This is a genomic window from Dapis purpurea BLCC-M126 (assembly GCF_050015975.1).
In the GTDB taxonomy this organism is placed as follows: Bacteria; Cyanobacteriota; Cyanobacteriia; order Cyanobacteriales; family Microcoleaceae; genus Trichodesmium.
This window is the reverse complement of sequence record NZ_JBNHER010000095.1, coordinates 49,037-60,804: the sequence shown is the minus strand read 5'-3', so window position 1 is coordinate 60,804 and position 11,768 is coordinate 49,037. Positions and strand designations below refer to the sequence as shown.

The following is an 11,768-nucleotide window of genomic DNA, read 5'->3' as shown; positions in this document are numbered from 1 at the left end:
CCGTCGTTGACTGTGAAGTTGAAGTTGGCATAATTTGTGCCGTTACCATCTGCTTCTGAAGTAAATACTAAGTTGGAAATATCTGTTGCTGTAATAATTTGGTTGGTTGTTACGTTTGTTCCGTTTAGTTGTAATGTTCCTGCTGTGGGTAGGCTGGTTATGGTGATGGAAGTTAGACTGTCGCCTTCTATGTCGCTAAAGTTAAAGTCTGTGGTAGCAAATGTGTTGCTGGTGTCTTCTTCTATGGTTATTGTATTGTCTGCTGCTGTGGGGGCATCGTTGACTGGGTTGACTACCACATTAACTGTGTCTGTGTCAATACTGAAAGCTGTAGTCCCACCATTAATGCTAACATCTACTTTTGTGCCTGCCGTCTCAGAAGTTTGGTCCCAAGCGCGGAACGTCAGGCCATTGCTTATGCTGCCGTTAAAGTCTGCTGTAGGAGCAAATAATAGACGGGTGTTGGCATCGTCTGCTAATAACAATCCACTGGTCTCGGATACTGTTCCTACTGGAGTCCAGGTTGTGCCACCGTCAGTGGTGTAGTGCCAAATGCCGTTAGTTTCGTCTACTGAAGTAATAGCAATACCTGTAACAGGTGTGGGGATAGTGTCGGCATCAGTAACATTGCCTGTTGTGAGGGCAACTATTTCGCTAACTAGGTTGCCTACTACTCCGATAGCTGTTGTGTCTTCATCTACTGTTAATTCAATGTCGGCGATCGCTCCCGTCTCATCTAAGGTATTGTCTAGGAGTGGAGCATCGTTGTCGGCGGTGACTGTTATTTCTAAGACTTGGGGTTCACTCTCAGCAATACCGTCGTTGACTGTTATTGATATAGTCCGACTAGCTGTGGGATCTGCAGAGGTATTTTGGTAGCTCATAGCTTCTATTAATGCTTCTACAGCAGTGACTGTAGCATTGGCAGTGGTTAGGTTTATTACTAACCCGACACCGTTTACTCCGTTGTTGATGGTGTCAATACTACCGACAATGTTGCCTTCGTAGGTGATTTCGCTACCATCAAAGTCTATTTGATCTACACCTGTACCAATGTTGGTAACGGTTAGTTGGTCTTCAATGTCCCCACCAATACTGTACTCAATAGTGATATTGCCACCGCTTAAGTCGTTATTTTCAGAGGTAAGAGTTACATCGCCATCTATTATTTGTGCTTCTAAGTTGACCGCACTTTCGGTAAATGTTGCGGGGGCTAGGTTGCCTAAAACAGGGACGGATATTGTTTCATAAAGGGTGATTTTGTTATCATACCGTGATGTACTGAGAATATCAATATCCCCATCATTATCTACATCCGCTGCAAATACTGAGGATGCACCATCTGTATTAGTAGAGATTACTTGTTCGGTGAAGTTATTGCTACCATCGTTTAGGTAAACTGCTATTTTGTCATCATTGCTTGATGCACTGAGAATATCAATATCCCCATCATTATCTACATCTGCTGCAAATACTGATTCAGCAACATTAGCAGTAGTAGAAATTGTCTGTTCTGTGAAGTTATTACTACCATTATTGAGGTACAGGGCAATTTTGTCATCATTGCTTGATGCACTGAGAACATCAATATCTCCATCATTATCTACATCAACTGCAAATACTGATTCAGCAACATTAGCATTAGTAGAAATTGTCTGTTCTGTGAAATTATTACTGCCATCGTTTAGGTGTACAGCGATTTTGTTATCAAGCTTTGAAGCGCTGAGGGCATCAATATCCCCATCATTATCTACATCTACTGCAAATAATGATTCAGCAACATCAGCATTATTAGAGATTACCTGTTCTGTGAAATTATTGCTGCCATCGTTTAGGTGGACAATAATCCTGTTATTAAGCCGTGAAGCACTAATAATATCTATATCCCCATCATTATCCACATCTGCTGCAAATACTGGTCCAGCAACATTGGCATTAATAGAGATCACCTGTTCTGTGAAATTATTACTGCCATCATTTAGGTGCAGGGCAATTTTGTTGTCAGAGTATGAAGCACTGAGAACATCAACATCCCCATCATTATCCACATCTAATGCAAATACTGAACGGACACCACCAGCATTGCTAGAGATGACTTGTTCTGTGAAGTTATTACTGCCATCGTTTAGGTAAGCTGCTATCTTATTATCATTGTTTGATGCACTAAGAACATCAATATCGCCATCACTATCTATATCAACTGCAAATACTGATTCAGCACCATCAGCATTAGTAGAAATAACAATCTCATTCGCCCCCACTATTTTAGATGTGAGGTTAGGATTATCTGTAATAGTCAGAGTTGCTGTCTCATTCCCCGCAGTGGTAGTAACATCATATTGTTCGGGTGCGTCGGTGGGTTGTTCTGTCAGAGTGAGGGTGACTGTTTCTGAGGCATCAGTAATGGTATCGTCCCTCGGTATTATTTGTATATCTACACTGGTTTGTCCATTGGGTATAACAACGCTGCCTTTTTGTCCATCAAATGTTACTGTGGGGACGGTATTATCTACAGTGCGGACTCCTTTAATATCGTAGTCAATGTTTTGTGTAGCAGTTCCGGATATGTTAAAGAAGACTGTTATATTGCCGTTGGTGTCCGTGCCACGATCTATGGTAAAAGTTCCAGGGGTGGCTCCTTCTTCCGTGGGAGTTCCTGTGGCAGTGATGCTGACTTGAGGGACAGGTATTGTTTCGTAGAGAGCTATTTTGTTATCATCCGGTGATGCACTGAGAATATCAATATCCCCATCATTATCTACATCCGCTGCAAATACTGAAGCAGCAGCATCAGCATTAGTAGAGATTACTTGTTCTGTGAAGTTATTGCTGCCATTATTTAGGTGGACTGCTATTTTGTTATCGTCCCGCGATCCACTGACAACATCCACATCTCCATCATTATCTACATCGGCTGCAAATACTGATCTAGGAAAATCAGTATTAGTAGAAATGACTTGTTCAGTGAAGTTATTACTGCCGTCGTTCAGGTACAAGGCTATTTTGTTGTCTAAAATTGATGCGCTGAGAACATCAACATCCCCATCACCATCCACATCTGCTGCAAATACTGAAATAGCACCATCAGCATTAGTAGAGATTACTTGTTCTGTAAAGTTATTGCTACCATCGTTCAGGTACAAGGCTATTTTGTCGTCATATTGTGATGCACTGAGAATATCAACATCCCCATCTCCATCTACATCCGCTGCAAATACTGATTTAGCACCATCAGCATTAGTAGAGATAACTTGTTCGGTGAAGTTATTACTGCCATCGTTCAGGTACAACGCTATCTTGTCGTCATATTGTGATGCACTGAGAACATCAACATCCCCATCTCCATCTACATCCGCTGCAAATACTGAAGCAGCATCATCAGCATTAGTAGAGACAACTTGTTCAGTGAAGTTATTACTGCCATCATTTAGGTACAGGGCTATTTTGTCATCATTTATTGATGCACTAAGAACGTCAACATCCCCATCTCCATCTACATCTGCTGCAAATATTGAAGTTGCACCATCAGCATTAGTAGAGACAACTTGTTCAGTGAAGTTATTACTGCCATCATTCAGGTACAGGGCTATTTTGTCATCAATGCGTGAAGCACTGAGAACATCAACATCCCCATCTCCATCTACATCTGCTGCAAAGACTGAGAATGGACGATTAGCATTAGTAGAAATAACAATCTCATTTGCCCCCACTGCTTTATTTGTGGCTTCAGCATTATCTGTAATAGTCAGAGTTGCTGTCTCATTCCCTGCAATGTTAGTAACATCATATTGTTCTGGTGCGTCGGTGGGTTCTTCTATTAGGGTGAGGGTGACTGTTTCTGCTGCATCAACAACAGTATCGTCTCTGGGTACTATTTGTATATCTACGCTGGTTTGTCCATCAGGAATAACAACGCTGCCTTTTTCTCCATCGAATGTTACTGTGGGGACAGTATTCTCTACAGTGCGGACTCCTCTGATGTCGTAGTCGATATTTTGTGTGGCACTACCGGAGATGGTAAAAAAGACTGTGATATTGCCATTGGTGTTCGTGCCACGATCTATGGTAAAAGTTCCAGGGGTAGCTCCTGCTTCTGTGGGAGTTCCTGTGGCAGTGATGCTGACTTGAGGGACAGATATTGTTTCGTACAGGACGATTTTGTCGTCATAGACTGAAGCACTGAGAACATCCACATCCCCATCATTATCCACATCTGCTGCAAATACTGAATGGGCACCATCAGCATTAGTAGAAATTACCTGTTCTGTGAAGTTATTGCTGCCATCGTTTAGGTATAAGGCGATTTTGTCGTCGTTGCGTGCAGCGCTGATAACATCTACATCCCCATCACCATCGACATCCGCTGCAAATACTGAAATAGCACCATTAGCATTAGTAGAAATTACCTGTTCTGTGAAGTTATTACTGCCATCATTAACGTACAGGGCGATTTTGTCGTCAAGGAATGAAGCACTCAGAACATCTACATCCCCATCACCATCGACATCTGCTGCAAATACTGAGAAAGCACCATCTGCATTAGTGGAAATGGTTTGTTCTGTGAAGTTATTGCTGCCATCGTTTAGGTATAAGGCGATTTTGTCGCCAAAGTATGAAGCACTAAGAACATCCATATCTCCATCACCATCCACATCCACTGCAAATACTGATTGGGCACCGTTAGCATTAGTAGATATGGTCTGTTCGGTGAAATTATTGTTGCCATCGTTGAGGTACAGGGCGATTTTGTTGTCGAACTGTGAAGCACTGAAAATATCTACATCCCCATCACCATCAACATCTGCTGCAAATACGGAACGGGCACCGTTGGCATTATTAGAGATGGTCTGTTCTGCGAAGTTATTGCTGCTAGCGTTGAGGTATAAGGCAATTTTATCATCCCTATAAGAACCACTGAGAACATCGATATCCCCATCACCATCAACATCCACTGCAAATACTGAGAAAGCACCATCAGCAGTAGTAGAGATTACTTGTTCAGTGAAGTTATTGCTGCCATCGTTGAGGTACAGGGCAATTTTGTCATCATTTCTTGATGCACTAAGAACATCAACATCCCCATCATTATCCACATCTGCTGCAAATACTGATTGAGTAAAATCTGCATTCGTAGAAATAACAATCTCATTCGCTCCCACTGCTTTATTTGTGGGGTTAGGATTATCTGTAATCGTCAGAGTTGCTGTCTCATTTCCCGCAATGGTAGTAACATCATATTGTTCTGGTGCGCCGGTGGGTTGTTCTATCAGAGTCAGAGTGACTGTTTCACCAGGCTCTGTTACAATATCGTCCCTGGGTATTATTTGTATATCTACACTGGTTTCTCCATCAGGTATAACAACGCTGCCTTTTTGTCCATCGAATGTTACTGTGGGTACAGTATTATCTACGGTGCGGACTCCTCTAATATCGTAGTCAATGTTTTGTGTAGCAGTCCCGGAGATGGTAAAGAAGACTGTAATATTACCGTTGGTGTCAGTACCACGATCTATCGTAAAAGTTCCAGAGGTAGCTCCTGCTTCTGTGGGAGTTCCTGTGGCAGTGATGCTGACTTGAGAGATGGATATTGTTTCATAAAGGGCGATTTTGTTGTCATTGAGTGAAGCACTAAGAATATCTACATCCCCATCACTATCTACATCTGCTGCAAATACTGAATATATACCATCAGCATTAGTAGAAATCGTCTGTTCTGTGAAATTGTTACTGCCGTCGTTGAGGTAAACTGCAACTTTGTCTTGAGAGCGTGAAGCACTGAGAATATCGACATCCCCATCACTATCTACATCTGCTGCAAATACTGAAAAAGCTTGAACTACATTAGTAGAGATGACTTGTTCTGTAAAATTATTGTTACCATCATTGAGGTACAGGGCGATTTTGCTATCATACCGTGAAGCACTGAGAACATCAACATCTCCATCATTATCAATATCTGCTGCAAATACTGCTCTAGCACCATCTGCTGTATTAGAGATGACTTGTTCTGTGAAATTATTATTGCCGTCGTTGAAGTACAGAGCAATTTTGTCATCAATTCGTGAAGCACTAAAAACATCAACATCTCCATCATTATCTACATCTGCTGCAAATACTGATTCTGCACCATCTGCTGTATTAGAGATGACTTGTTCCGTGAAATTATTATTGCCGTCGTTGAGGTACAGAGCAATTTTGTCATCATTGACAGAAGCACTGAAAACATCAACATCTCCATCATTATCTACATCTGCTGCAAATACTCCTCTGGCACCACTTGCATTAGTAGAGATGACTTGTTCTGTAAAATTATTGTTGCCATTATTTAGGTACAGGGCGATTTTGTTATCAATTCGTGAAGCACTGAGAACATCAACATCTCCATCACTATCGACATCTGCTGCAAATACTTCTCTAGCATCATTAGCATTAGTAGAGATGACTTGTTCTGTGAAGTTATTGCTGCCATCATTGAGGTACAGGGCGATGTTATTATCATTTCTTGATGCACTAAGAATATCAACATCTCCATCATTATCTAAATCTGCTGCAAATACTGATTGGGCACCATTTGCATTCGTAGAAATAACAATCTCATTCGCCCCTACTACTTTAGTTGTGGGAGCAGCATTATCTGTAATAGTTAGAGTTTCCGTCTCATTCCCCGCAGTGCTTGTAACATCATATTGTTCTGGTACGCCAGTGGGTTCTTCTATCAGAGTAAGAGTGACTGTTTCTGAAGCATCGCTGACATTATCATCCCTGGGTACTATTTGTATATCAACACTGGTTTGTCCATCAGGAATAAGAACACTACCTTTTTCTCCGTCAAATGTTACCGTGGAGACGGTATTATCTACGGTGCGGACTCCTTGAATGTCGTAGTCGATGTTTTGTCTGGCAGTGCCGGAGATGGTAAAGAAGACTGTGATATTGCCAAGGGTATCGTCGCGACTGATGGTAAAGATAGCTGGTATTGCGCCAGTTTCATTAGGAGTTCCGGTTTGGGTAATTTGAACGGTAGACATAACTATAATTTGGTATTAATAAAGTAGATGTATTGCATATATTAAGACTGTTATTCTGAGTATCTAAGAGGTTTGCGCAGTATTCTGCAGGAAAGAAATCGGCATTATTTTCTAATTCTTAGATATTGCTTAGTACCTCGCAATGACTATTAGAGCTTCGTTCCTGGCTTTAGATGGACAAGATATAAGACTGTCATTGCGAGGAGAGACGACGTTTGCGCAGCATTCCGTAGGAAAGCAATCCCATTGATTGAATTGTTTTCCCATTCACAGATTGCTTTCGTGACGGAATGCTCTGCAAATGTTCCTCGCAATGACAATTGAGATTCCCTATCTTTTTTAAACTTCAACACTCAAATCACGAGTGGCCACCCGCCTCAACTCATCTGTTTCTTGTAAACCTATACACCCTGGATTTCGTACTCCGGGTAATACTGCTACGTCATACAATTCCACAATTATTCCCTCAACACGCAGCCAATGAACAATATCCCCAGTGTCCAAGTTAATAACTTGGAGACCACAAAAGGCTGTTGCTCCCTTCGCTGCTAATCTCTCTTCAAGAACTAAACCTGAAAAAGTTTGTTCTCTTTTTCTAGGTCTAGACAAAGCTACAATAGCGTAGTTTTTCCAAAACGTCATCCCTCGCAAATACCCCCCACAAAATTTTACAGGTTGAAATTTGCCTGTTTTGGAGTCGAGATAGCCAAATTCTCCTTTTCCTGAATTTAGCAACCACAATTTATCTTGGTAAAAGCGGGGAGAATGGGGCATTGAAAGTTCAGTCGCAATAATTTCTTTACTAGATATATCAATCACACAACCTCCATTCCGCCTTTGGTCTCGCCACCCATCTACCATATCAGACTGACCGCAAGCAGTTACATAGGCTGGTTTTCCCTCAACTATGGCCAAACCGTTGAGATGACAATGTTCTTCAGGGGTCACTTTAGAAATAAATGGTGGTTTCCAGAGCGGAGTAAAACTGTAGCGATCGCTCAATGTAGCCAAACAATCAAATAAAGTATTGACAAAAATAACTTGTTGTGATCTATCTCCCCATTGAGCCTGGACAATATCATGTATATCCAACTGCCCAGTCATCCAACTACGACGAGGGACATACATTTTGTCACGGTCCTTAAACAATTGGCCTTTTTCCACCATATTCTCTAACTGCCAGACCTGGTAACGGGTGGCCAAAGTCAAGCTATCAGCAGTAGCATAAAGTCCCATAGGGCGATCGAAAGTCCGCATAGTCGCTGACAAATCACCATTAGGTTTAATCCCAATAAAAAACAGTCGATTAGATTGATAAGTAGTGAATGCTAGACTCAAATTTTCAGTATTCAACCAGTCAATAAATTGTTGAGAACCGAAAATTTCAAATGAGGCTTTTTCTGGCACTAAGTCCCCCTAGTTTTTACTTGTAATTGTGAGGAGACTGAAGAATTTTGATTATTAGTTTAATAATTTTTCCCCCCAGGACAATCTTAACAAGGTGACTTTGACCTTGGAGTCTTAGAGATTGCTTTGCTGTAGAGTATCATGTTCATGGATTTCATTTGTGATACCGAGGAGGAGTTAAGAGCCTTTTGCTGATTAATTTTTCCCTTACCCCCCCATGGCCATCTACCTAGGGATTGCTTCGTTGTATTATCTTAATAAATTGGCTATCATATAAAATTCAGTTATATAGCTATCGCGCTTGATATCTTCACTAAGGACTCGTGCAGAAATAACCTAAACTATTTTTTTGATGGAAGCTATATTTCACAATTTATCCTGGATAAAATTTGTACAACTCATTTTTAGATAGCTCCTAAGTTTAGAGCTTTCAAGGAGTATTTCTGCAAATTTATATCTGACAATGCTTTACCTGTTGCCTATTACTTGTTGCCTGTTGCCTATAACTAGAGTTTTGTAACATTCTTTTTTTCACAATCGTATTACATATTGACAAGTTCTGCAATATTACTGAAAATTTATTAAAATTTAATATAAATACATAATTATTTATATTAGCTAAAAGTTGAGCTTTGTACTTTGTGATACTTAGCGACAAAAGGGTGAATATTTTTTGATGAAAGCAACTAAATTAAAATTTTATATAATAACAACTCTGACTATAATTTTAGGCAAATTAGGAACAACACTCCCCGCCTACTCCCAACCCATAACCCCTGCCAACAATGGCACAGGAACAACCGTAAATCAAAACGGCAACCAATTTAACATCCAAGGTGGAACTCACAATGGATCTAACCTATTCCACAGTTTTGACCAATTTAATCTCAACACTAACCAAACCGCTAATTTCTTAACCACCCCAGACACCCGCAACATTCTCGGCAGAGTCACAGGAGGCAATGCCTCTATTATCAACGGTCTCATCCAAGTTATCGGTGGTAACTCCAACCTCTTCCTCATCAACCCCGCAGGCATAATGTTCGGTCCTAACGCCAGCCTGAATATACCTGCCTCATTCAGCGTCACCACTGCCACCAGTATTGGCTTTAACAACAATAATTTCTGGTTTGAAGCTATGGGAACAAACGACTATTCAAAATTAGTTGGAAACCCTAGTGGATATAGATTTAACCAAAATAACTCAGGTGCTATAGTTAATCAAGGAAATCTAAGTTTAAATCCCGGAGAAAATCTAACTTTGTTAGGTGGCACAGTTGTCAACACAGGGCAACTCTCTACTCCAGGGGGTAACATTACCATCGCAGCAGTAGAAGGCAGTAGTACCCTGAGAATATCTCAACCAGGACATTTATTAAGTTTGGAAGTCAACCCCAAAAAAGCAAATGAGGCAGATATTTCTCAGATAGCTCCTCTATTTTTACCAAAATTATTAACTGGTGGAGACAACAAACACGCTACATCCATCAAAATTAATGCTGATGGTAATATGGTGTTGACAGATAATGTAACAATTGCCAATACTTTAGGAGAGACTATTGTTTCAGGAAATATAGATGTATCAACCTCCGATCATATGATCGGACAAGTTAATGTTTTGGGCGAGCGCGTAGCTCTCATAAATGCCAATATTAACGCTGATGGTTTAAATGGTGGGGGAACAGTATTAATTGGAGGCGACTTTCAAGGCAATGGTATAATTCCCAATTCTCAGCAAACTTCTGTTAATCAAAACTCTTTTATTTCCACTAATGCTATTACAAATGGAGATGGAGGTCAAGTCATTGTTTGGTCAGATGGAATTACTAATTTTGATGGAAATATTAGTGCAAAAGGAGGAGAAAATTATGGTAGTGGAGGCTTTGTAGAAGTCTCAGGAAAACAACAATTAAATTTTAACGGTCAGGTTGATGTTAGTGCTGAATTTGGCAATACAGGAACAATATTATTAGACCCAGAAAATATTATTTTAGGAGGAGCAGAAAGTAATACTTCCCTAGAAAACTCAGAGGGTAATATTATTCTCCAAGCGGATAACGATATAACAATTAATGAAAATATAGGAATAGACTTATCTGTAGAATTACAAGCCGGACGTAGCATTAACATCAATGCTGATATTAATACATCAAGTGGCGATGGGAATATCAACTTATTTGGTAATAGTAATGAAGCAAATATTGCCAACCGGAGTAATGGAGCAGCATCAATAAATCAATTAGATGGAACAACATTAAATGCCGGAAATGGAACGATTAATATTCAGTTAGGAAATTTAGGAGAAGTTGGTGATATAAATCTGGCAAACTTAACAACAACAGGGCAAGTATTAGTCAATGCAAATGGAGGAAACATTACCAGAGTTTCTGAGAATTCATTGATAACTGCGGGTAGTGGTTTATTTATAACTTTTAACAGTGGAGGGATAGGTTCAATTGATGCACCATTGGAGTTGAATGTGGCTTCTTTAGAGTCAGTTGCCGGGAATAGTGGAGCATTTTTTGATGTAGGAAATGTAAATATTGGTGGAGTTAGTGAAGAGGTAAATGGTATTTCCACTATTGCTGGAGGAGATATTGTTCTGAGCAGCGGAGGAGATGTGACGTTAACTGAAGATATTTTTACAGATATTTCTGGTAGTGAGGTAGGAGGAGATATCAATATTACAGCTAATAATCTTTTTGTTACCAATGGCGCTCAAATATCTGCTAGTACCTTTGGCAATGCTGATGCAGGGAACGTTGATATTATAGTGGAGGATAATGTAATATTTGATGGAATATCTTCAGATGGCTTATTCCCTAGTGCAGCAGTTAGTCTAGTAGGAGAAGGAGCAGAAGGAAATGGAGGTGATTTGAAAATCACTACTAATTCTCTCCAAGTTATCAATGGTGCTCAAATATCTTCCACTACTCGTGGGCAAGGAAATGCAGGCGATATCTCAATTGAAATTAGCTCTCAACTAACAATCAATGAAAACAGCGAAATATCAGCCTTCACAGAAAGTACAGGGAACGGGGGCGACATCATCATCATTTCTCCAGAAACCATCAACTTCCAAGTTAACGGAGAAATTACCGTTGGCAGCAGTGGGGCAGGCAACCCAGGCAATATCATAAGAACAATTGATCGTACCCCAGCCCCTGAGAGTCCAGAGGTAATTCCACCTAATCCTCCTGATAATGACGACGAAGTGGCTAATCCCCCAGCCCCTGAGAGTCCAGAGGTAATTCCACCTAATCCTCCTGATAATGACGACGAAGTGGCTAATCCCCCAGCCCCTGAGAGTCCAGAGGTAATTCCACCTAATCC

The 11,768-nt window shown here is 40.6% G+C and carries 3 protein-coding genes; 1 reads left to right on the top strand and 2 read right to left on the bottom strand.

Going from position 1 to position 11,768, the window contains the following annotated elements:
- Positions 1–7,028, bottom strand: a 7,028-nt coding sequence (locus tag ACP6PL_RS08880) for an FG-GAP-like repeat-containing protein (protein ID WP_426544663.1), incomplete at its 3' end; no start/stop codon positions are given.
- 339 nt (positions 7,029–7,367) lie between these two features.
- A complete protein-coding gene (locus ACP6PL_RS08875; protein WP_426544661.1) occupies positions 7,368–8,435 on the bottom strand; it encodes a TIGR03032 family protein in 1,068 nt (355 codons plus the stop codon).
- A gap of 676 nt (positions 8,436–9,111) precedes the next feature.
- Between ACP6PL_RS08875 and ACP6PL_RS08870 the strand changes: the two genes are divergently transcribed.
- Positions 9,112–11,768 (top strand): two-partner secretion domain-containing protein (locus ACP6PL_RS08870; RefSeq protein WP_426544659.1); only part of this gene is annotated, 2,657 nt, incomplete at its 3' end.